General features: G+C 67.2%; 23 protein-coding genes. 1 reads left to right on the top strand and 22 read right to left on the bottom strand.

Annotated features, from left to right (window positions below; translation table 11 throughout):
• Positions 1 to 20: 20 nt before the first annotated feature.
• A complete protein-coding gene (locus AB0C73_RS26860) occupies positions 21 to 515 on the bottom strand; it encodes a hypothetical protein (RefSeq protein WP_362534962.1) in 495 nt (164 codons plus the stop codon).
• 142 nt (positions 516 to 657) lie between these two features.
• Here AB0C73_RS26860 and AB0C73_RS26855 point away from each other — a divergent pair, with 142 nt between their 5' ends.
• On the top strand, positions 658 to 999 hold the full coding sequence (locus AB0C73_RS26855) for a hypothetical protein (protein WP_362534960.1): 342 nt from the start codon (positions 658 to 660) through the stop codon (positions 997 to 999).
• A gap of 51 nt (positions 1,000 to 1,050) precedes the next feature.
• Here AB0C73_RS26855 and AB0C73_RS26850 read toward each other — a convergent pair whose 3' ends face one another.
• The 21 genes from AB0C73_RS26850 to AB0C73_RS26750 form a co-directional block, all read right to left on the bottom strand.
• A complete protein-coding gene (locus AB0C73_RS26850) occupies positions 1,051 to 1,236 on the bottom strand; it encodes a hypothetical protein (RefSeq protein ID WP_362534958.1) in 186 nt (61 codons plus the stop codon).
• A 25-nt stretch (positions 1,237 to 1,261) separates the two neighbouring features.
• On the bottom strand, positions 1,262 to 2,314 hold the full coding sequence (locus AB0C73_RS26845; protein ID WP_362534956.1) for a peptidoglycan-binding protein: 1,053 nt from the start codon (positions 2,312 to 2,314) through the stop codon (positions 1,262 to 1,264).
• 69 nt (positions 2,315 to 2,383) lie between these two features.
• Complete coding sequence (locus tag AB0C73_RS26840; protein ID WP_362534953.1) at positions 2,384 to 2,734, bottom strand: DUF2746 domain-containing protein; 351 nt, start codon at positions 2,732 to 2,734, stop codon at positions 2,384 to 2,386.
• On the bottom strand, positions 2,731 to 4,056 hold the full coding sequence (locus AB0C73_RS26835) for a tail fiber domain-containing protein (RefSeq protein WP_362534950.1): 1,326 nt from the start codon (positions 4,054 to 4,056) through the stop codon (positions 2,731 to 2,733). Before AB0C73_RS26835 ends, AB0C73_RS26840 begins: the two co-directional genes overlap by 4 nt.
• 72 nt (positions 4,057 to 4,128) lie before the next feature.
• Complete coding sequence (locus AB0C73_RS26830; RefSeq protein ID WP_362534947.1) at positions 4,129 to 5,703, bottom strand: hypothetical protein; 1,575 nt, start codon at positions 5,701 to 5,703, stop codon at positions 4,129 to 4,131.
• A gap of 3 nt (positions 5,704 to 5,706) precedes the next feature.
• On the bottom strand, positions 5,707 to 6,006 hold the full coding sequence (locus tag AB0C73_RS26825; RefSeq protein WP_362534944.1) for a hypothetical protein: 300 nt from the start codon (positions 6,004 to 6,006) through the stop codon (positions 5,707 to 5,709).
• Positions 6,006 to 7,208, bottom strand: coding sequence for a siphovirus ReqiPepy6 Gp37-like family protein (locus AB0C73_RS26820; protein ID WP_362534941.1), 1,203 nt, complete (start codon positions 7,206 to 7,208; stop codon positions 6,006 to 6,008). Before AB0C73_RS26820 ends, AB0C73_RS26825 begins: the two co-directional genes overlap by 1 nt.
• Positions 7,209 to 8,063 carry a phage tail family protein gene (locus AB0C73_RS26815; RefSeq protein WP_362534938.1) on the bottom strand — a complete coding sequence of 285 codons (855 nt, stop codon included), beginning with the start codon at positions 8,061 to 8,063 and terminating at the stop codon, positions 7,209 to 7,211.
• A gap of 7 nt (positions 8,064 to 8,070) precedes the next feature.
• Entirely contained in the window at positions 8,071 to 11,889 is a 3,819-nt protein-coding gene (locus tag AB0C73_RS26810; RefSeq protein ID WP_362534936.1) for a hypothetical protein, read from the bottom strand.
• A 4-nt stretch (positions 11,890 to 11,893) separates the two neighbouring features.
• Positions 11,894 to 12,133: a hypothetical protein gene (locus AB0C73_RS26805; RefSeq protein ID WP_362534933.1), complete on the bottom strand. Its 240-nt coding sequence runs from the start codon at positions 12,131 to 12,133 to the stop codon at positions 11,894 to 11,896.
• Positions 12,134 to 12,288: 155 nt separating this feature from the next.
• Positions 12,289 to 12,618 carry a phage tail assembly protein gene (locus AB0C73_RS26800; protein ID WP_362534930.1) on the bottom strand — a complete coding sequence of 110 codons (330 nt, stop codon included), beginning with the start codon at positions 12,616 to 12,618 and terminating at the stop codon, positions 12,289 to 12,291.
• Positions 12,619 to 12,748: 130 nt separating this feature from the next.
• Complete coding sequence (locus AB0C73_RS26795; protein WP_362534927.1) at positions 12,749 to 13,489, bottom strand: hypothetical protein; 741 nt, start codon at positions 13,487 to 13,489, stop codon at positions 12,749 to 12,751.
• An 81-nt stretch (positions 13,490 to 13,570) separates the two neighbouring features.
• A complete protein-coding gene (locus AB0C73_RS26790) occupies positions 13,571 to 14,068 on the bottom strand; it encodes a hypothetical protein (protein WP_362534924.1) in 498 nt (165 codons plus the stop codon).
• Positions 14,043 to 14,534 (bottom strand): hypothetical protein, encoded by a 492-nt coding sequence (locus tag AB0C73_RS26785; protein WP_362534921.1) that lies wholly within the window; start codon positions 14,532 to 14,534, stop codon positions 14,043 to 14,045. The genes AB0C73_RS26790 and AB0C73_RS26785 overlap by 26 nt, the downstream gene beginning before the upstream one ends.
• Entirely contained in the window at positions 14,531 to 14,869 is a 339-nt protein-coding gene (locus AB0C73_RS26780) for a phage head-tail adapter protein (RefSeq protein ID WP_362534919.1), read from the bottom strand. Before AB0C73_RS26780 ends, AB0C73_RS26785 begins: the two co-directional genes overlap by 4 nt.
• Positions 14,866 to 15,321 carry a hypothetical protein gene (locus AB0C73_RS26775; protein WP_362534916.1) on the bottom strand — a complete coding sequence of 152 codons (456 nt, stop codon included), beginning with the start codon at positions 15,319 to 15,321 and terminating at the stop codon, positions 14,866 to 14,868. The genes AB0C73_RS26780 and AB0C73_RS26775 overlap by 4 nt, the downstream gene beginning before the upstream one ends.
• A gap of 79 nt (positions 15,322 to 15,400) precedes the next feature.
• The gene (locus AB0C73_RS26770) at positions 15,401 to 16,456 is read right to left on the bottom strand and encodes a hypothetical protein (RefSeq protein ID WP_362534913.1); all 1,056 of its coding nucleotides are present in this window, start codon (positions 16,454 to 16,456) and stop codon (positions 15,401 to 15,403) included.
• Between the two features lie 80 nt (positions 16,457 to 16,536).
• On the bottom strand, positions 16,537 to 17,043 hold the full coding sequence (locus AB0C73_RS26765) for a hypothetical protein (RefSeq protein WP_362534910.1): 507 nt from the start codon (positions 17,041 to 17,043) through the stop codon (positions 16,537 to 16,539).
• A gap of 2 nt (positions 17,044 to 17,045) precedes the next feature.
• Complete coding sequence (locus tag AB0C73_RS26760) at positions 17,046 to 18,188, bottom strand: hypothetical protein (protein WP_362534907.1); 1,143 nt, start codon at positions 18,186 to 18,188, stop codon at positions 17,046 to 17,048.
• Positions 18,185 to 19,645, bottom strand: a complete 1,461-nt coding sequence (locus AB0C73_RS26755; RefSeq protein WP_362534904.1) for a phage portal protein — start codon at positions 19,643 to 19,645, stop codon at positions 18,185 to 18,187. The genes AB0C73_RS26760 and AB0C73_RS26755 overlap by 4 nt, the downstream gene beginning before the upstream one ends.
• 35 nt (positions 19,646 to 19,680) lie before the next feature.
• On the bottom strand, positions 19,681 to 21,324 hold the full coding sequence (locus AB0C73_RS26750) for a terminase (protein ID WP_362534901.1): 1,644 nt from the start codon (positions 21,322 to 21,324) through the stop codon (positions 19,681 to 19,683).
• Positions 21,325 to 21,364 lie beyond the last annotated feature (40 nt).

The following is a 21,364-nucleotide window of genomic DNA, read 5'->3' as shown; positions in this document are numbered from 1 at the left end:
GGTCTCAGCGAGTCAGGGCCTTAGCGGGTCGTCGGCTTGCCCTTCTTGGCGTTCTCGTCGTGACGCTCGTCAGCGTTGCGGCGCTTGGTCGTCTTCGCCTTAGGCGGACGGATGAACTCACCGTCGCCCGCCTGGCGTGGGACGTAGTAGAAACCGTCGAGCTTCGGCTCATAGTGGACGACCGCATCGCGCTCCTTGAGCATCTCCTTCCAGGACTCCAGGCGCTTCAGCTTGTCATCGCTCAACTTGAGCTTGGCTCGCCGGCGGGCCTCGGCGCGCAGCATGATCACCGGATACTGCTGGCGATGCTCCTCCTCCATGGCCCACGGGATCAGGTCGTCGTCACGCGCGATGCGGCGATCGAGGCCCTTCCTGTACCGGAAGTTCCCCCAGGACGAAGAGGACATGGGGATGTTGTACTTCTCCATGTACATGTCAGTCATCCACTGGTAGCTGCGGCCCTCCCTGAACCACTGGATGACTTCCTCTTCGTTCTGGATCTTCTTCTTGGCCATCTCTTCTGCCTGCCTCGACTTGATGCTGCAACTGTAATTCGCTTGACATCTTGGTCTTACTTTCCCATGTCGTCCGAGGTTCTGTCAACCTTACCCATCGGGTACCCTGTGAAGAGGACATAAGGAACACAAGGGAGTGGGGATGAAGATCCAGGTCACCGCCTGCGACATCGACCGAGCTACGCCGGCGACCACCTTCGAGGTAACCACGGAAGGTGAGACGGTCGTGATGGACTTGTGCGCAGAGCACGCCCGCCCCGTCTACGACCTGATCGAGCAGATTCGCGGTAAGGCGGACGACGCCCCGGCCCCCAGCGTCGCACAGTCGGACGAACCTGCGGCACAGTCCACCCCCCGCTCGCGAGCACCCAGGACGCGCAAGACTGCCCAGTCGGCCAGGAAGGCAGACGGCAGGCGAAAGGCCACGGTCACGACCATGGAGGAGATCGAGGCCCAGCTCAGGGAGCAGGAGGCCAAGGGCTGAGACGACGAGAACGCCCCTCACTGACCGCCATGGTCGGTGAGGGGCGTTGTGTTATTCGGACTCGCCGTTGGGCTGGACATACACACCCAGCGCGGTCAGCACATGGATAGCGACCGCAACCCTCGGCTCGTCGGCGAGGTAGAACGAGGCCAGGCCGGCGAGCGTGCCGATCGTCGCGACAGCCGCCTTGGCGTACGGCTGCACCCTCTTCGGCAGGAGCGGAAGTATCAGGGGCACGGGCTTACCGTGCTTCGCCATCGGCTTACACCTCCGGGACGCGGAGCTTGTCCCAGGACGCCTGCCCCGGCCATCCGTCCGCCGCGCTCCCGGTGTACCCGAGCTTGCGCTGCCACTTCTGGTACGAGAGCCGGTCGGCCTCGGTCCACTGCGCACCCGGACCCGAGGCGTAGGCGGAGCATCCCTCGGCGACCAGGCGCTTACCCATCGCGGTGACGATGGCCGAGTGAGGCCGGCTCTTGAAGAAGGCACCGCCAGGGAAGGGCTCGAAGCGCACGGGCTTGGCCGCGGATGGCAGGGAGCCCAGGAGCTTGATCAGGCTGGACTCGCCGGGGACGCCGTCGGCGTCCTTCCCGGAGAAGCCGAGGCTGCGCTGAAAGTCGGCGTAGTTCTCGGTGTCCGCGTCGGTCCAGCGGGGACCGGGGCCCTCGGCATAGTGCTTGCCGAAGCCCTTCGCGACCAGGGCCTTGCCGACCTTGGTCACGTGGTCGCCGGTCGCGCCGTACCCGTAGGTCAGACCGCCGACCGTGACCTGGTAGCGGGCGACAGTCGAGCCCGAGCCAGACGAGCCATCGCCAGGGGTGGGCTCGTACCCCTCGGCCGGCATCCCGGCCCGGACCCACGCGTAGAGCTTGGAGCCGGGGCAGAGCGTCGCGAAGCCGTCCTTGTGGCCCTTCATCGCGAGCTTGCGGCCAGTTTTCCGGCACGCCTCGTCGTACAGGGCACGCGCGGCAGACAGAGCCTTGGTGCTCGGCTCCTGGTCACCGCCGATGGCGATCTGAACGCCGAGCCCCGACACGTTATGGTCCGGGCAGTGCGCGCCCTGAAAGGTCCAGCCCCGGCCCTCGTAGATGGCGCCGGTCTGGTCGACCACGAAGTTGTAGCCGATGCCCGCCCAGCCCTGCGCGTGATGCTGACGGTCGATGGCCTGCGGCACAGCGTTGCCGGTCGCGGCGATGTGGTTCGCGCCGTCGTAGTGGATGAAGAACTCGGTGCGCTGGCTGAGCGCAACCTGGTTGGGGGAGCCGTCCCAGGGCTTAGCGCCCCAGGCTGCGCGAGAGATGATCGTGACGGACAAGAGTGGAACCTCCAGGGAACACGAAGGCCCCGCCTCACATGGAGACGGGGCCGTGGCGGGGTGGGGTGGTCAGGCGGTCGTGGCCGCCATGTGGTCGTCGAGGCGCTCGGACACGGCCAGGCGTTCGCGGCGCTCGTGGGCGATGTCCTGGCGCAGGGCGCTGATCTCCTCGCTGTGCCGCTCCTGTAGGGCCAGGACGCGGTCGATGCGGTACGCCACGGCGTCGAGGTCGTCGCGCAAGTTCGTGCTGTGCGTGTTGGCCACCTGGTCGCGGGCCTCCTGCGCGTGGCCGGCGACCTCGCTGATCGCCTTGGCCTGGCGGCGCATGAACTCCGCGACGATGCCGATCAGCGCGACCATGACGGTGCCGCCGGCCGTGACGAGGGAGACCTGTACGGTCGGTTCGAGGGCGAGGGTCACGCGGCCTTCGCCTCCAGGGCCGCCAGGCGGGACTCCAGGTCGGTGAGCTGCGCGGCCTGGCGCTGGACGACCGGGATCAGGGCGACGCCGAGCAGGTCGTATCGAAGGCCGTCCACCTCTCCGTCGAGGTAGTTGATCAGCCACGGAAGGTGAGGCTCGACCTCCTCGGCGATCAGGCCCACCTCGTTGTCGCGGCCCAGGCGCACAGTGCCGTCGCCGTCCACGGTGTCCTTGCGGTCGTAGATGACGGGGCGGAGCGCGAGGACGTCGTCCGGGTTGACCTCGTAGTCGCGGACGTTCTCCTTGAACTTGATCGAGGAGGTGTTCCGCGCGAAGGTGCCGTCGCCCTGCACCCAGACCGCGTAGTAGGTGCCGGAGCCGCTGACGCTGTCAGCGTGTACGCGCTTGGTGCCGTTGGCCCAGGCGATCGTCGAGCCGGACGTCAGGTATCCCGAGTGGGAGTGAGAGTCCGGGGGGAAGGTGGCCGGCTTCGAGGTGATCGACGCCCACGTGTGGGAGTGTGACGAGGGCGCGAAGGTTGTCGGCTTGTCGGTGATGGTGTCCCAGTCGTGAGCGTGCGTGCTCGGCGCGTAGGTGGCCGGCTTGCCCGTGACCTGGGCCCAGTCGTGGGTGTGGCTGGCCGGGTTGAACGAGGTCGGCTTGTTGACCACCTCGGTCCACTCGTGGGTGTGGGACGTCGGCTCGAAGTTGTTCGGCCGTCCCGAGATCGACGACCAGGTGACGGTGGGTGCGAGGTCGGCCCACGCGGTGCCGTTCCAGAACTCCCACGTCTTGGTTGCGGTGTTGTAGCCGAGACGGCCGACGCGCGGACTCTGCGGCCTGGTGGTCGTAGTCCAGCCACCCACACTGTTGCCGGTGAACCTGCGGTCGTCCGTGACGGCGGACGGCGTGATCGTCGCGGCGCCGACGGCGACGCTCACCTGGGCCAGGGGGAACTCGTAGACACCGGTGTCGGTTTGAATCAGGGCTGGCAGGCCACCGCCGGGCGTGCCTTCGACGACGGCGAGCGAGATCTGGTTCGCAGTCGGGTCGAGCCGCAGGACCACGCGGTCGGTGCGGGCGCTCGTCGAGGCCGCGCCGATCGGGACGATCTCGGTGTCGGTGGACTGCACGGCGTGGCCGCGGATCAGGGCGAAGCCAGAGGGGACCTTGACCTGCATCCCGGAGCCGTCGGCGTAGACGGAGAAGCCAGGGCCTCCAACGGTGTCGGCGACGCCCGTGGACTGAAGCTCGCGGAAGAGGTAGGAGAACTCCCCTTCGCTGACCGGCTGCTCGTCAAAGGGGTAGGAGGTGATCGCCACTCGGGGGTCCTTCCTGGGAAGACGAAGGACCCCCGAGTGCGATGTCTCGGGGGTCCGCGGATGAGGGGAACGTCAGGCGAGCGCCATGACGATCGGATCGTGACTGGTCAGCAAGTTCGTCTTCACGAACGAGGCGGGAAGCGTGGTCTGCCCGTTGAGGTGGGCGGCGCGCATGAACGCGGTAGCCAGGAGGTGGAAGTTGGCCGGAGCTGAGACTGCCCAGTTCTCGACGAAGTGGTAGTAGAAGTCCGTGGCGGAGCCAGCCGACACCAGGAAGGCCGCCCAGTATCGGCCGGGCTGCATCACGTAGGGCGCGGTCAGGCTGAACGGCACGGCGCCGGTGTGGTTGTCCACGATGTCGGTCGGGGTGCCTGGCTCCTGGCCGGCCCCCGGCACGGGGTTAGAGGTGCCGCCGAGGGCGGTGCTTCCAGTCCAGGCGACCCGAGATCCAAGCTCGTTGTAGATGCCGGCGAAGAACCGGGTGTTCGGCAGGATCGTGGACCCGCCCCATCCGCGAGCAAAGACGACGACCTTGCTGACGGTGGTCGGCTCGGTGATGTTGATGCCAGCCAGGTACATGCGGCCGATCGTGGCTGCCCTCAGGGCGTTTCGCTGAGTCGCGCCGTTCGAATCGATGTATGCCTTCCAGTCGAAGGCGTTGGGGATGGTAGCCGGGTCGTGGGACCACGCCTGAAAGCCGAGTGCCTGCGGAGTCCAGGAGTTCTTCGTTGCCGTAGCGGGCGGGTTGGCCACGGTCACGACGGTGCCGTCCTGCTGTCGAACCTTCATGACGCCACCCTCGGCGTAGGCGACGACGCCGTTGGGCGGGTTGGTCGTGGGCACAGTGGATGCGTTCTGCATGCCGAGGACGCGTACACCTCCGCCGAACGGCGTGGTCGTGTCGCCGACGCCGACGTTGTAGAACGTGGAGCGCAGGCTGTTGCTGTACGGGTGTCCAGCGTCAGTGACACGGAAGAACGTGGAAGTGTCACTGCTGCCGTACGCGGTGAGCGTGTGTCCGGTGGTCGGCCTGATTTCGGTGTGGCCGGTGAGGGTGCCGCCCGCGAGAGAGAGGGCGTTCACGTCGGTGGCGGTCAGTGTGACTGCCGGGCCAGCCTTGCCGTTCACCGTGTCGACGCTGCCCGCGTCACCCTTCGGCCCCTGCGGGCCGGCCTCACCACTGTCGCCCTTCGCGCCCTTCAAGTTGCCGATCGCGGTGCCCCAGCCAGACGCGCCGCGCTGCCAGATGTCGCCCGTGTCGATACGGAGCAGCATGTCGCCAGGCTTGGTGTCGGTGCTGGAGGTCGAGGTGTTGTTGACATACCACTTCGAGCCGCCGACGTTGTTGCCGACCTTGGCCCAGGTGCCGGCGGTCTTCTTCCAGAAGGTCAGGGTGGTGCTCGTGACGCCGAGGTACGTGCGGGTGTCGTCCTGGACATACAAGTCGCCGTCCACGCCGGTCCCAGCGTTCGGCGCCGCAGTGCCGGTGAGGAGCTGGCTGCCGGGGGCTCCGGTCGAGCCGGTCGCTCCGGTGTCTCCCTTCGGGCCGGAAGCTCCGGTGTCGCCCTTCGGTCCCTGTGGACCGGTCGCGCCCGTGGGACCGACGACGCCGGAATCCTCGGGGGCCGGCCAAACGCTCAGTCCCACTCGTTAAACCTCCACTCCGGAGACGTGCAGCGTGCACGCCGCTCCGCTGCCCTGCACTTGGATCGCCTCGTTCTCATCGAGCACCTGGTTGATCTCCAGGGTCAGTACGCCCTTGGCGGCGAGGCTCACCGCGGGGACGATGTCGATTCCGCCGAGCTTGACCGCGACCGATCCGACGGTCGTGGTGCTCGGGTTGGCGGCGACGATGTTCGTCACGATCGCCTGTCCGGCCTCGGGCACGGTGTAGGCCGTGGTGAGGGCGGTAGGGGCTGCGCCCCGGAAGAAGTTGATCGGCGTAGCCACTACCAAACTCCCATGATCGCCATGATGTCCGAGCCGCCCCCGGCGTCCGCGCGCTCCAGGTGGGAGACGCGCTTCTCGGCACGGGACAGTCGCTTGTTCAGTGCGACGTCGAGGTTGAACCCCGTCGCGTCCCCGAGGAGGGCACCGACCTGGAAGCCGTTGGACCCTGCCTTGAGAGCAAGGCCCGTGACGTTGGACTTCAGCTCCTGGTCGTCCACCACGACCGCGACCCGGTCTCCCAGACCCCAGTCCCTGGCGAAAACCATCGTCGAGTCCTCCATGGGAACGAGCTGCACATCGACGGCGGTGAAGCCCTCGTCAGCGATGGCCTCATCGCCGGCCTGCTGAAGCTCGTCCCACTTGTCGGTGTTCCGCTGGTCGATCCAGCGCTCGATGCGCCGGCCCCAGTCGTCCTCGGCTTCCAGGCTCGTCGGCGAGGAGACCTGGAGGAGCTGCCGCTTAGTTAGCTCGCCCTGGCCAGCCACGATCGCGCGGGTGACACCCGGCGCCGAGATCGTCGCGCGCTGCCCGCTGAGCGTGCCGTTGAGCACGTCGAGACGGATGAAGTCGGTCCTGTCCAACACCTCGTACGTTTCGAAAACGAGCTGGTCACCGCGCTGTATGACGCGAAAACCAAGGTTGGCCAGGAGGGCGATCTCGGTCAGGAGGTTACCCAGCACTGGGAATCGGGCACTCTTCACGACCTGCGGTCCGCGGCCGTGGTCAGTGCCCATGACGAGCCCTGTCTTACGCCGTCCAACGGGGGCTGTTGGACCGATGTTGGCGCGAACGAAGGAGTGCATGACGGTCTCCGCCGCGCCCTGTCTCACGTCGTGTGCGAGCTTCTGCGTCGCTCCGTTCGGGTTGGTCGGCTCGGGGAACGCAAGCATGTCCCGTAGAACGATGTCGTCAGACACGCCCTCGAAGACGACGCTGCCGCCCGGGTCCTCCGGTGTGGCAGCGTGCTCGAACTTCGTGGTCGGTCCGGACATCAGGGTGTAGCTCGGGCCCGTGATGATCACGCCTGAGCCGGGGGTCCGCAGATGTGGGGTCAGCGGGTGCTCTGCCGCGAGGGTGAGCTTCCAGGACCCGATGTTGTTGAAGGAGTCCTGCATCTCGAAGACCAGCTCCTCGGGGCGGACCAAGCCGACGCGGGTCAGCGTCTTGTCCCGCACCTCAACGGTGATGTCTCGGAGCTGCACTCACACCACCATCCACTTCCGCGGCTGCCAGGAGCACACGATGCGCGAGCTGGCCACGACGTCCAGGAGGGACGCCTGGGCGGTCGACAGGCCGGGCTTAACCGTCCAGAACCGGGGCGCGGCGTCGAGCTGGTTGTAGCGGTTGGCGCCGGTCCGGTCGGTAACCGTGCCGCGCTTCGTATCGATGGTCAGGACGTCGCCAGATGCGAGCGTGCCGTTCCACTTCAGCCGTTCGCCCGACGGGGAGACGGCGGTGAACGTGTTGCCGGGGCCGTAGACCTTCCAGATCGGGTACGCCTCGGCGTCGCCGGAGTTGTTCAGCTGGATCTCGCCGATGGCCTGCGAGGCGGCGACGGGCAGCTTGGTCATGTTCGACAGGAAGGGGGTCGAGGTGGCTCCGGTGATCTGTCGAGTCTCGGTAACCGAAGAGGTCCAGTACGGGTCGGGCGCGCGGAAGGAGATGATCGTGGAGAACTCACGTTCGCCGGTTGTCTCGATCCCGTACGTGAAATCGCCTCCGCCCGTGCGGTAGACCTCGGTCTGCCAGCGGGTGTTGTCGTCGTTCTGGAGGGTGAGGGTGCACCTCCCGGCCAGCGCAAGGGCCAGCCGGGAGATGCGGGCCTGGAGGTCGCGACGGTTGCGCGCGAGGATCTCCAGGGGGATGTCGATGTCCCTGGGCAGGACTCGCCTTCGTCGGTACACAGCGCCGTCGCCCGCCCCTTCGAGCCACTGAACGTTGACGGGGGGCAGGCCGAAGCCTGTCGCCCCCGTCGTGGCCTGGTAGCCCAGACCCTTGTCCATGACCTCGTTCAGGTCGAGCGTGTCCGCGCCGCTGCTCAGGAGCAGCTTGGGCACTAGCGGATCACCATCCCATCCGTGCTCGGCTGGCAGCGGCGAACAGATCCTCCTCGGAGCCGAGAGAGGAACCGGGTGCTGCGTAGTAGTTGAGGATCTTCGTGCTGCCGCCGTCGCGGCTGGCGAGGGCCGAGGTGACGGCGGCCGTGACGCCGCGAGACGTGCCGAACGCCTTGAGCTCCGGGGCGTCGAACGTGGTGTCGGCGACATCCTGGGTCAGGCCCTGAAGTGATCGCTTCACCGCGCCGTAACGGGACTCCAGGCCCTTGATGAAGCCGTTGATCACGAGCTGGCCGGCGTTCACCAGGAGGACGCGGTCGAGAGACTCCGGGCCCTTCCAACTCGTCAGCTTGTCGGTCAGGCTGCCGAGGGCGTCCTTGACGTCACCGAACATGCCGGTGATGCCCGAGATGAAGCCCTTGATCAACTGGATACCGGCGTCCTTCAGCGTTGAGCCGATGCTCTTGAGGGCATCCTTGGCCTTGCCGGGCAGCTTCCCGACTTCGGACACGGCCTTGCCGAGCCACTCAGTCACGGTCGACACGAGTCGCGTGAACGCGTCCTTCGTGGTCCGAACCGCGTCGTCCCAGCCGTTGGAGAAGAACCGGCCGATCGCGCGCAGGCCGTCCATCGCCTTCGTCCCCAGACCGGAGAAGAAGGAGGTGAACCCTTCGCTGATCGACTTCCACGCGTCCGAGCCGAACTTCTGCACGGCCTTCCAGCCGGCTTTGAAGCCCTCACCGATCGCGGTCAGGCCCTTCTTCGCTGCGCCGAGGACGCCGACCGAAAGCCACGTGATCAGCGCGCCGAGGATCACGTCCCACAGGCCCTTGAGGAAGGTCCACAGGCCATTCCAGAGATCCTCGAACGCCTTCCACAGGTCGTCCCAGTTGCCGGTAAAGATGCCCTTGAACAGGCCGATCCAGATCTCGAAGTACGCCTTGATCATCTGCCAGACGCCCTTGAAGATCTCGACGAAACCTTCGAGGACCAGGGCGACGCCGTTGATCGCGGTGACCAGCGTTCCGATCAGCAGCTCGGCGATGAACTGGATGATCGGGGCGAGGATCGGCATCAGGAAGTCGATCACCTGCTTGATCGCTTCAAGGAATGGCATAAGCGCCTGGACCAGGCGGTCGAACGCGTCCTTGAGCAGGGGCAGCATCGTCTCGGCGACGCTCTGGATCACTGGGATCAGCGGCAGGATCGCGGCCGTGAGGATCTGGATCAGGATGTCGACCAGCGGCATGGCCGCAGTGACGATCCCGGCCAGGAACTCGGCGACGACCGGCAGGATCGGAGCCAGGCCCGAGATGAGCCCCTCGATCAGCGGGGTGACCGCCGTGAGGATCTGACCGAACGCCTCGGAGACGACCGGAAGGATCACGCTCAACGCCTGGAAGGCCATGCCGAGCGCCTCGGCGATGATCGGCACCAGTGCGGCGATTACCGGCTGGAGCTGCTGGAAGATGCCCGTCAGGGTCGAGCCGAGCAGGTCGATGATCGGCAGAATCGAGGGAGTCAGCGCGGTGAACGCCGCCGCAAGTGGGGTCAGCGCAGCCGCGATAAGCGGGCCGAGCTGGGCCGCGAGCGCACCCATGATCGTCATGACGGAGCCGAGTGCCGCACCCAGCGGGGCGAGCACGGGCAGGACGCCGTTCACTCCGGCCTGGAGGCCGTTGAACAAGGCGTACACCCCGGCGAAGACGCCATCCTGGTTCAGGGCAGCGGCGATGCCGCCGATCGCTGTGCCGAGGATCGTGCCGACCTGGGGGAGGATCTGGGTCAGGAGTCCGACGAACTGCCCGAGGAACGCCTTCAGTTCGTCGCCGCCAGTCTTCGACATGTTGGACATGGCGTCGTGCGCGGCAGTGAACAGGCCGGTCAGCTTGGACTGGACAGCACTGGAGTCGATGGCCTCGTGGATGCCCGCGAGGGTGTTCCGGACCATCTCCAGGGTGGAGCCGCCAGCCGCGGTGGCTGCGCGGGAGATGCCGGCGAAGATGCCGAACATCTCGTACAGCACGCCGCCGAGCGCCTTCAGGGCGTCGATGCCGTCGTTGATCTCCTGGGTGAGGCCGGCCTCGCCCTTCATGTTCAGCCAGTTCGACGCCTTGGTGGCGATGTCGACGAACCACTGAGCGAGCCTCGGGAGGTAGCCGGCGCCGACTTCGCCCAGCACCTTGATGATGTTGGCGAACGCCCCGGTGCCGGTCGTGGCGATCTCGATCGACTTCGAGAGGTCCGCGAACATGCCGCCGAGCGCGGGCGCGAGCGCGGTCTTCAGGGAGTCGGCGAAGCCGCCGAAGAACTGGCCAAGCTGCGTGCTCGTCTTCGCGAAGCCGGACGTCAGCTCAGGGAGCAGGGTGTCGATCAGCTCGCGGATCGGCGTCTTGGCCTCGGCCCAGAAGTTCTTGCTGATCAAGTCCTGGAGCTGTGAGAGCTGGCCCTTGACCTGCGGGAGAACCTTGTTGAAGTCCTTGAAAGCGGCGATGGTTGCACCGACGCCGATCGCCATGCCGCCGAGGATTCCGGGCAGGGCCAGCGACGTTGCGCCGATCTGCGCCAGCGACGCGGACAGTGCGAAGAGGTTGCTCGCGCCCGCGATGGCCCAGGCGGACAGGCCGGCGATGGCGGAAGCCAGCGTGCCGACGATCGGCACCTTCTTGTCGAGGTCCTTCAGGACGTTGCCGAGCTTCTCGAAGGTCTCGCCGATCAGGCCGGCACCTGAGAGCGACTTCAGCATCGCGGCAGCCGTCGCGTACGCGGAGAGCGCCACCTTGGGGAAGACGTTGACCACGCGGTCGCGTGTCAGCCGAGCCATAGCCGCGACCACTCCGGCCACTGCGCCCTTCGACGTTTCGGGCTCGATCTCCGCCTTAAGGCCATCGATCTTGTCCTGGAGATCGTCGATCTCCCGCTCGACCTTCCGCCTGGCTACGGCGTCCAGCTCGGGCGTGATCTTCGCCTTCAGCTCCTCCATCTGGAAGAAAGCTGCTTCGAGCTGCCTCTTGAGCTTGGCGACCTCACCGGTGTCGAGCTTGGGCCTGACCTTGATGTCGGTGAGCATGGCCTTGACTCGATCGGCGGTGGCCTGAGCCTCGGCCAAATCCCAGTTCAGGGCGACTTCGGCGCGCAGATCGAGCCGCTTCTGGATCTCCTCGCGGGCCTTGCGCAGCGACTCCTCGTCCATGCCGACGGAGAGGTTGACCTCCGCCAGCTTGGCCAGCTCGCCGTTGATCTTGGCGAGGGCCGCCTTCAGCGAGGCGTCGTCATCGAAGTCGACGGTCAGGTCCAGGCGTAGGTCGTTGGCGAGCATCTCGCGCACGGCGAGCAGCTCGGCCTCGTCGACATGGACGTCGATCTCGACCTCGCGGAGCTTGGACAGCTCGGCGTCGATCCGGTCGATGGCCGACTTGATCGATGACTGACTCGACTCGTCGATGCGCAGCTTGATCGACTGCACCTCGGCCAGCCGCTCGCGCAGCATGTCGAGGCCGGCGTTCAGATCGCCCTCGTTGAGGTCGATGTTGATGTCGACGGCACCGAGCCGGTTCAGCTCGGACTGGATGCGGGCGATGCCGGCGCGCAGGTCCGCCTCGTTGTCGAGGTTGACCTTCAGGTTGATGTCCTTGAGGGCCTGCTGCGCCTGGGTGTGGATCTTCTCGGCCTGAGCCTTGATCGCGTCGCCGTCGAGGACGACCTTGGCCTTGACCTCCAAGCCGCGCTCGGCGCGCTTGAGTTCGGCGTTGGCCTCTTCCTTGAACTTGCTCGTGTCGGGCAGGATCTTGACCGCTACGCGGCCAACGATCTGCGCGTCTGACATGGGCTTACCTCCGGGCAGTGAGCTGCTTGTAGATCTCCGCCACAGAGAGGCGGCGCTTCTTCTCGCCCTTGTGCGACTTCTTCTTCGCCTTCGGGCGCGGGTACTCCGGGAACTTCGGAGCCCCCTTCTTTCCCCACTGGCCTGTCGCCCGCGTGTTCTGGTTGAGCGCGTCGAAGAGGTCGGCGGTCATGTGCCGGTCGGCGCCCCATCCGAAGTGCTCCCTGCCGCCCGACGCGAGGGCCATGGTCAGAGAGGTGTCTGGGAGCCTCCGCACCAAGAGGTGGACGAGGGCCGGCGAGGGCCCGCGCCCGGCCACCACGTCCGCTAGGTCGATGCCGTAGTGGAAGAGGAGGTCGGGATACAGGCCCTCGCCGTACTCGTCGATCAGGTGCGCGAGGCTCAGGCTTCCCCCGCCTGAGTGCCCGCGCTGTACGTCTCGAAGATCTGCGCCAGGAGCGCGAGGTCGCCACCGACCTGCTCGATCAGCTTCTCGGCGAGCTTCTTGTCCTCCGCCACCAGGCGGATCGCGTCCGCCAGGACGTCGGCCTGGTCCTTGCTGTCGTCGCCGTCGAGGCTGTCCTGGAGGGACGCCAGCTCGTCGCGCTCGGCCTTGGCCAGGCGCAGCGGGTTACGCAGCACGACGGTGGTCTTCTCGTCGAGCTGGATATCGGTGGAGCCGTACTTCGCGTCGGCCGCGGCGCGGATGTCGTCGAGGGAGAAAGTGGCCATGGGGTGCGGACCTCCAGGGAGTAAGGGGAAAGAGGGAAGGCGGCGGACCATGAGGGGAGTGCCTCCGCAGGGGAGGCCCCCAGCGCGTGAGGAGGTCCGCGCACCGCTCACGCGCTGGGGGAGTGCAGGATCAGGCGGCCTGGCCGGGCTCCCACGAGTCGCCGTCCCAGTACGCCTTCGAGGCGTCGCCGAGGACGACGTGCTGACCGGTGGTCCAGGCGGTCACCGGGGATGCGGTCACGCTGGTCATGCCGGCGAGGCTCGCCGGGGCGGAGGCGCCGACCGGGGTGAAGGAACCCGGGGTGCCGGCGGTGGCGCCGGTCGCGGTGACGGTGCCGAGCGGGGTGATCGCGTACGACCAGGCGTTCGCGCCGTGCGGCATCGGCTTCACGCTGAGCGGAAGGCCGGCGAGGGACTCGGTGTCACCGAAGGACAGGTCGTCACCTCGGTAGATCTCGGCCTTGGGGGCGTAGAAGGCGAACACGTTCTCGCCGTCCACGAACACGGCGAGGAAGGCCGCGGTGGTCGGTACCGGGTCGGTCGGGACGCCGACTGAGCCGTCTGGCAGGACGGGCGCGTTCGAGCCGTAGTAGAGCTTCAGACCCTCGACGTCGAACTGCTGGAGCGTGAAAGTCATGGACTCGGTCCGCGCGCTGTACTTCGTGCGGAGGCTCTTGTTCTGAAGCGATCCGATGGTGGTCGCCTCGCCGCCCTCGGAGGTGATCGAGAAGATCTCCTCCAGGCTGGTGTGACCCACGGCCTCCCACGGGGAGAGCGGGGTCAGGAGGTCGGCCGGCATCTCAGTGCCGACGGGGGCGGTCAGGTAGTTGCCCGAGCCGATGACGAGGGTTGCGGCGTCGTTCAGTGCCACTGAGGGGACTCCTCACTCGCGCACGCGAAGAAGCCCCGGTGCGCTGTGCGCGGCCGGGGCCTGGTGCGTGCGGGGTAGCGGTTAAGGGAGGGGGAACGGGCGGGTGCGTGGCTTGCGGATCTCGACGTCGTACTGCGTCTCGTAGCGCCACACACCCGTGGGCAGGTCGGCGTACTGAACGGGCCCGCTCGCCGTCGCCCAGTCGGTAGCCCGCCGAGGGGCGGAGGCGAGGTCCACGCGGGTGATGTGGCCGCGACCGGGATAGACCTTCTGGTTCAGCCACGCTTCGCGCAGGACTACGCGGACCGCCTCGGCGAGGATCGCCGCATCTGCGTCTCCGTCCGGGTCCTCGCAGAAGGTCTGCACGACCACGCGGGCGGAGTCGGTGAATCGGGTATCGCCCGCCCACAGCCCGAAGGACGGGTCGCGGCGGACGAGGACGAAGGGGAACTGCTGGTCGCGCTCGATAAGCGACTGGACCTTGATGCCTGGCAGGCCGTCCCGGAGCACGGCGAGGAGGAGATCCTCGACGGGGGACAGCTCGGCCAGGGCCTTAATCTCCGCGGGAAGGCCGGCCACGGACTCGACCCCCCTTCTTCATGCGGATCTTGACGTGGCGCTTGACCTTGGCCCCGCCCTTGTTCCGGCGTGGCAGTCGCGCGGCGTCGGTGAGGATGTACGAGCCGCCCTTGGCGCCGACCGTGTACTCGTTGACGGTCTCGCCGTCCGGGGACAGGAGGGTCACGTCGTAGGCGTTGCGGCCCAACTCGATAGAGAGGGCCGAGTTCACGTTGCCGCCCTGGCGGCTGGAGGAGACGTCCTCCAAGATCACGTACCGGTCGATCCGGCCGCGATCGGTCTTAATCTCCGCGCCCTTGACGTCGTCCTTGGTGTCCCTGCCCGAGCGCAGTGCCGCGAGGTTCTCCTCTGCGCGTACGCCGATGACGAACTGGCTCTCTTCGACCGCGCCTTGGACGCCGTCCATCATGGCGAGGAACTGTTCGAGCTTCTTGCCCTTGACGGCCTGCTCCCAGTCGATGCTCACGGGCGTTCCCGGATGTCGATCGACCAGTGCCGCGTCTTGCGGGTGCCGTGGTGGTAGGCCGGGGGCGTGACGATGTCCCACTGCGTGCCGAGCACTTCAACCCGCGACCACAAGGTCACGTCGGGTATGTGGGCATCGACGATCATGCGGGTGATGTTGATCTGCTGTTGGCCGGGAACCTCGGCGCGGGCCGAGCGCTGCGGGATGAGCGCGCAACGGACTTCGATCGGGCCCGCAGGGTCGGCCACGAGCATCTTGTTGCCCCGGCTGTCGATGTGCTCGACGGTCTTCCAGACCTTGGCCGGTACGCCGCGCCTGCGCTGAAGGCTGCTCACCAGGGCTCCTGTCCGTCGGCGAACAGGGGGACGTCCTTGCTGTGGGAGGCGGGGACGAGGCCGGCCGAGACGGTGCGGATGGCGCTCTGCCAGGCGGTGACGCCTGCGGTGTAGAGGCCGGTCGAGCGGCCGGCCAGGGAGGCGAGGAGGCGGGTCTCCTCGTCGGTGAAGTAGACCGTGCCGGCGTTCTCGCCTGCGGCGTCGTTCCAGCCGAGAGTCTCGTCGCCCGCGCGGGACTGCGTGTAGCCGTCCGGGTTGGACATGAACCGCTTGCACGCCTTCAGCACGAGGGTGCGCACCATGCGGGGAACGGACAGCTCGGGCCAGTCGCGGCCGTAGTGGGCGGCGAGGTTCGAGGCGTCCTCCAGGGCCGACGTCGCGATGCGCTCCTCGTCGGCGTCCAGCGTCCAGTCGAGTCGCCCCTTCAGGTCGTCAAGGCTGGCGTATGCCACGGTGTCTCCTTGGTCGTCGGGGCGAGCCAGGGTCGAGTGTGGACGTTTATCACACCCGGTCCTGGCTCAGTGGGCTCGATCAGACGGAGGCGCCGTCAGCGGGGCCGGCGATGCCGGTGATCGCAGCCAGCTCCTTCTGCTTCGCGTCCGGGCCGTCCGGGTCCGGCAGAACGTCGTCGGTCGCGTCGAGGTCGAGCTTGATCGCGCGGACGAAGTGCTGGTACTCGGAGACATGCGCCTGGTGGGTGTTGGCGTCGCGGCCGATCAGGTTGTCCTCGACGAGGCGGAAGCCCTTGTAGGTGTTCACGATCGAGCGGTCCGTCATGCGGGTCGCGTCGTAGTCGCGAATCCAGCGCAGAGCCACGCCGTTGTAGGACGCGGCAGCACCGAACGGGACGGACTGCGGGACGGATGGGGCACCGGTCGCGAAGATGAACGCGGAGCCGACCATCGCGACGGCGAAGTCCGCGGGCAGCTCGTTGGAGACGACGATGTTGAAGCCGAAGCGCCGGCCGATGGTGGCTTCCTTCAGCGCGGAGACGGCCTCAGCGTCGCCCACGTTCGAGGCGAGGTTCAGCTTGTCGTCCGAGAGCAGCGCGGTCTCCCAGCCGGAACCGACCAGAAGGGTCCGCTGCTCAGCTGGCACCCGGAGCTTGTTCATGACCTCACGGGCACGGATCAGGGTGCCGCGCAGGTCGCGGCCGGACTTGGCGCCGGCCAGCGTGATCTCGTACGGAGCGTCGAGCAGGTAGTCGACGGCCTGGTACTCCAGACCCTTGCCGACCGCCTCGGTCTGCTTGGCCATCAGCTTGGCCCAGCCGTTGAGGTCGAACGCCTCCTGCTCGTCGGTGAGCTGGACGGCCGAGTAGATGTCGCCGCCGAAGGTGACCTGGACGGTCTTCTCGGCGTAGGTGTCGAACTGGATCTCAGTCGACCGGTCGTTGCGCCACCCGTACGTGCGGAAGGGGAGGACCCCCTCCACCCGTACGTTGATGGCGTCGCCCTTGGCGCCCTTGAACTGGTCGACGCCCTCGCGCTGGAAGACGGCGGGGACGACGAGCGACTCTTCGAGGGCGACCGCTGCGGTCGCGGCGAGCTTCTCCGGCTTGATGACGTCGTGCGGCGTGTAGGCCACGGGGTGGTTCTCCTGTCGGTAGGGGAGGGGGAGGCTCGGCGTGTCTCACTAACACACCTGGGCCAGGAGAGAGGAGGTGTTCAGTAACCGCGCCTGCGCGCGGCACGAGCGGCCTTGACCGGGTCGAAGTCGTCGTTGCCGTCAGGCGGCGTCAGACCTCCACCGAGGGACTCGGGGGCTGGCGGGGCGATGAGCTTTTGAAGCTCCTTCGCGTCCGCCTCCAGCTCCTCGGCCGTCGCGCCAGCCAGGCGCTTTGCCAGGGCCTCGGGCAGCTCGTACTTGGCCGCCACGCTGTTGAGCAGGAGCTGCCGCTCCAGCGTCTCGACCTGCGCCTTCAGCTCGGCCGTGGCCGCCTCGAACTCCTCAACGGTCTTGGCCGAGTCGAGCTTGGCCTGCACGTCCCGGAGCTTCGTGCGGTAGTTGGCCGCCTCGGCGTTTGCCTCGGTCAGCTTCTTGCGCAGCACGTCGGCCGGGACTGAGTCGTCGGCCGGCTTCTGCTCCGTCTCGTCATCCTTGGGGACCTCGTCCTCCGGGGTCGTCTCGACGGTCTGCTCGGTCTCGGTGCTGGGGGTTTCCTGCTCGGGCACGCTCACGCCTCCTGGACGCTGGGGGGTGTCTGCCGCGCCTCCTGGGCTGCGGTCTTCTGTTCTTGCCGGATGAACCGGCGCCAGGCGGACACAGCCGCCTTGCCGGAGAGGCCCTTCGTGACCTTGGGCCACAGCGCCTCATACCGGCGGTTCAGCTCGTAGAGGTCCGAGCTTCCGTACTGCTCGCGCGAGAAGATCGGCTCGGCGTAGCAGTTGCAGTTGTCGTGGAACTTGTCGCCGTCCGCGTACGTGCCGGACTCCAGGTCGGCGAGGGACGGGCCGGCCTTCTTCTGGGACCGGTAGACAGCACCGCGGGAGATGAGCATCGCGCACCACCCACAAGGGGTGCCGGTGCGCGAAAGTCTGATGTAGCCGATGACGAGACGGTCCTTGGCCATGTGGTTCCAGACCGTTGACCGACCACCGTTGTTGGCGATGCGCGCCGCCGCCGCGGCCTGCCTGGCGCCCGCCTGACGGTGGGCTTCCTCACGGGCCTTGTCGACGTCCTTCGCGGACTCGTTCTCGTCGAGGCTTGAGGTCTTGCGCTCCAGGTTCGCCGGCCCGAGGAGATCGAGGATCAAACTCGCCTCGTCCTCTGCCTCGCGCTCGATCCGTTCCTCGTCCTCACGCAGACCGGGTAGCTCCTCGACCAGGATCTGGTCGTCGCCCAGGTCGTCGTCGACCTCCTGGGTCGAGTCGTCCTGGCCCTCCTCGCCGGCGTCCACGGACTTGCCGCTCGCGGCCGGCGAGGAGGTGATGGGAGCGGAGAACGCCGAGTCAGACCGCTCCTCCAGGGAGCCGCCTTCGACATCTCCGACCAGCGCGGCGAACTCTCGCCGCAGAACGTCCAGAGTCACGTAGGTGGGCTCTGGGTGGTACGGGTCAGCAACCGTGGTCCCGGTCCGCAACGCGCGGACCAGACGGTAGTAGGCGCGGGCAAGATCCCGGCTCATGCGGCGCCGGGTCATCACCAGCGTGATGGCGCGACGCAGCCAAGCCGTGGAGGTGGCGGCCCTCGCGGTAACGGGGACCGACTGCCACAGCTTCAGCGCCTCCTCGACGGTGCCGGCCCCGATCTGGGTCAGCGCCGCCTGGAAGGCGACGGATGCGCTATCAGCCTCAGCCTGCCGGGCTGGACTCGTCACGCGGCAACCGCCTCGACTTCAGGCGTCGCCGGTATGGATGCTACGGACGGGGTGGCCCGCGTTAGCGCGTTGGCGAGCTGGCCCACGGAGTCGTCGTCCTCGGCCATGTCCAGCCAGTCTTCGTACTCCTGCTGGGTCACACCCGGGACGCGCTTCCACAGGCCACGCTTCGGGATACCGAGCTGCTCGGCCAGCTTGCCCAGGGCGTCAGCGGCCTGCGCGAGCGAGCGCGACTCCATGTCCCGCCACTGCACCTCACCGCTGAAGTCGTCGGCGGCGGAGGCGTTGCCCTCCAGCTCGCCGGCCAAACGGAAGACCCTCTCCCACGATTCGCCGAACCCGTTGCGGAATTCGGCGATCTTGCGGGCCAGGGCCACCTCCGCGGCGAGGAGGGCCTCTGCTGACAAGTTGGCGATCTGCCCCAACATCATGTGGGGAGGGGTCTGCGAGATCGCGGCCCAGTGCCGGATCGACATGTCGATCGACTCGATGAAGCCCCCGAGCGGGGTTTCGTCCAGGCTGCCGAACTTGACGTCGGGGTCCTCGGCGAACAGGAAGCGGCGCGCGTTGTGGAAGACCGCAGCAGGAACGGGGTTGCCGTTCTCATCGAGCTTCACCTTCGCGCCGACGACCTCGCCACCCTCGACGACCGGCTCGGTCTGCATGGGCGGCGCCATGCCGGTGACCGTGCGGACCTTCACCGAGGCGTAGGTCTGGGCGACGAGCAAGTCGAAGATCGTTTGGTTGATGCGGTTCTGGAGCGGGATCATCGGCTCGACGACACCGACCGTGCGACCCTCCAAGTCGACGGACGCGGCGAACCGGGTGACCGGACACTCGCTCGCACCATGCGCCTTGCCGGCCGCCACACTGATTCCGTCTGGGTCGGTCAGCGACTTGAAGCTGACCGCGTACTCGCGCTTCCCGTCCCACATGCGGGCCTTGCCCGGCACGTCTGGCTTCGCCCAGGACACGATGGTCAGCGCCGCGTAGGGCGTCTCGTCGTTCGCCGGGTCCTCGTACAGGGCCGCCGTCTTCTTCGCGGACAGGCCCTTGGAGACGACGCCCTTCTTCGTCTTCTCGGTTAGGACGAAGCTGTGGCCGTACGACAGTGCACCCCGATAGATCGCCGCCTGGCGCGCGTCGAGACGTGAGTGCTGCCAGTGCGCCCACTCCGTAGTGGTGCTGGTTGGCGCGGCCGGCAGGTCCGAACCGCCCGCGCCGGGACGGAAGCCGTCCACGTAGAGGGCTTGAGCCGGCGTCCCGATCAGGAGCGGCATCCAGTTCGAGATCGACCGCTTCGCGAGCAGCTTGTACTCGTCGTCGGCCTGCGGGGGCATGTACGGGTCGTCGTGCTTGCCGTGCACGTAGTCGTCGATCCGCTGGAGACGATGCTCGTCGCGGTCGAGGATGGCGAGGAGTTCCTTCGCCAGCGATGCGGGGCTGGTGTCGGCCATGGCCTCACCACCTTCCATGTCTCACTATCACACGGCTACATGAAGTAACCGCGACCGGTGCGAGGACGGACCTTCTTGCCGCGGGCGCGCAGGTCATACAGCGCCTCGTGCGCGAGCATCAGGGCCGCGTAGGCATCGACCTTGCGGGGGCTCTCGCGCGACTCCTTGCCGAACGAGATGCCGTAGTTGTTCGTCCGGCGCCGGGCGTTCAGCGTGTGCCGGCGCAGCGCCAGGTCCCCGTCGTAACGGAGCTTCCGGTCGAAGATCGAGCGCATCAGGCGCTCGTGCGCCATCGTCGAGGACTTCAGCGAGGAGCGCATGTCCCAGCCAATCGCGTCCTTCGAGGCCGGTGATTTCACCGCCAGGCCCTCGCCGTACGTCTCCGACCACTCGGAGATGTACGACTCCCACAGCGCCACGTCGGCGTAGAAAGCGCGCACGTTGTGCACCCGGAACGCGTCGTGAACCGCGGAGTCGACCGCGGCCCGAGGTACCACCCAGCCCTCACCGCGAGGGCCATCGGGCTTCTCCCACAGGCCGAGGACGAAGGCGCACATGTCCTTGACGCGGATCGCGACCAGGGCGGTCGCGTCGTCCGTCTTGCCGCCGTCGAAGCCCATGACGATCTCGTCGCCCGGCGCCAGGACCGCGCCCTCGTGGAGGATCTCGGCGAGCTGCTCGGGCCCGTACAGGGCGTCTTCCTCGGCGACGATCTGGTTCAACCACATACGCCGCGACCGCGAGGCCGAGATCGTCGTGTCGAGAACCGACTGGATGATCGTCTCCGCGACCAGCCAGACAGCGTCACCGCGGATCTTCGGCAGCACGATCCGCAACGCCTCGGGCGTCAGCGGAGTCTTCGGGTGCGCCTCGATCGAGTCGTAGAGGAAGCCGATGTCGATCGCCTTGCCCTCGCGGATCTTCTCGAAGGCTTCGCGCATCCGCTCGGCGACGCTGTCCTCGCCCGGGAGGTAAGCGTTCGTGATCGCCAGATAACGACTGTCCTGCTTGGTGGCGTTACCGTCGATCGTCTCGTACATCTTGTGACCGGTGTTCCCAACGACCCAGTGATGGGTTTCGTTGAGCAGTACGAACGTGGTCCGCTTCCCTTCGAGGGCGCGGTACGACGACGTGACGGCTTCGAGCCGGCACTTGCCACCGTTGGCGCGAATCAGGACTGCGCCGTCCTTGATGTTGTACTTGGCCTTGAACTCGTCGCTCATTAGCGAGGGGATCAGCGCCATCGTGTTCGTGGTCTGCGACTGGTTGACGGCCGTTACCTGGACCCACGCACGCGGGTGGGCCACGCCAACCGGCTCGCCGGTCTCGTCCCAGTGGGAGAAGCGCGACGGCCCACACAGCTCGACAAGGCAGAGCACGGCGAGCAGGGGGTCCTTGCCCCAGCCCTTCATCCGCTGCAACACGCCCTTGCGGGCGGTGAACCTGCCGCTCTGATCCACGGCGTACCAGTGGAGGACGAAGCGGAGCTGCTCCTTGGTGAACTTCCAGGGGCCGCCGTCCTCCGCGCGGAGCCACTCCGCACACCAGCCGGCGATCTGCCATCCGAGAGTCTTGTGGGGCAGCACCCAACGCCCGAAGGTGTCGCGCTGCCAGGTGGGACCGATGAACTCAGGCTCAAGAAGGTCGATCTCCTCAACAGTGAGCGGCGATGCAGCCACGGCTCACCTCCGAGGACATGCGGACAGGGCCGACCGAGGC

The sequence above is a fragment of the Streptomyces sp. NPDC048623 genome, from assembly GCF_040650755.1.
Taxonomy (GTDB): domain Bacteria; phylum Actinomycetota; class Actinomycetes; order Streptomycetales; family Streptomycetaceae; genus Streptomyces.
Note: the sequence above shows the minus strand (reverse complement) of the source record. Positions and strands in the feature narration are given on the sequence as shown.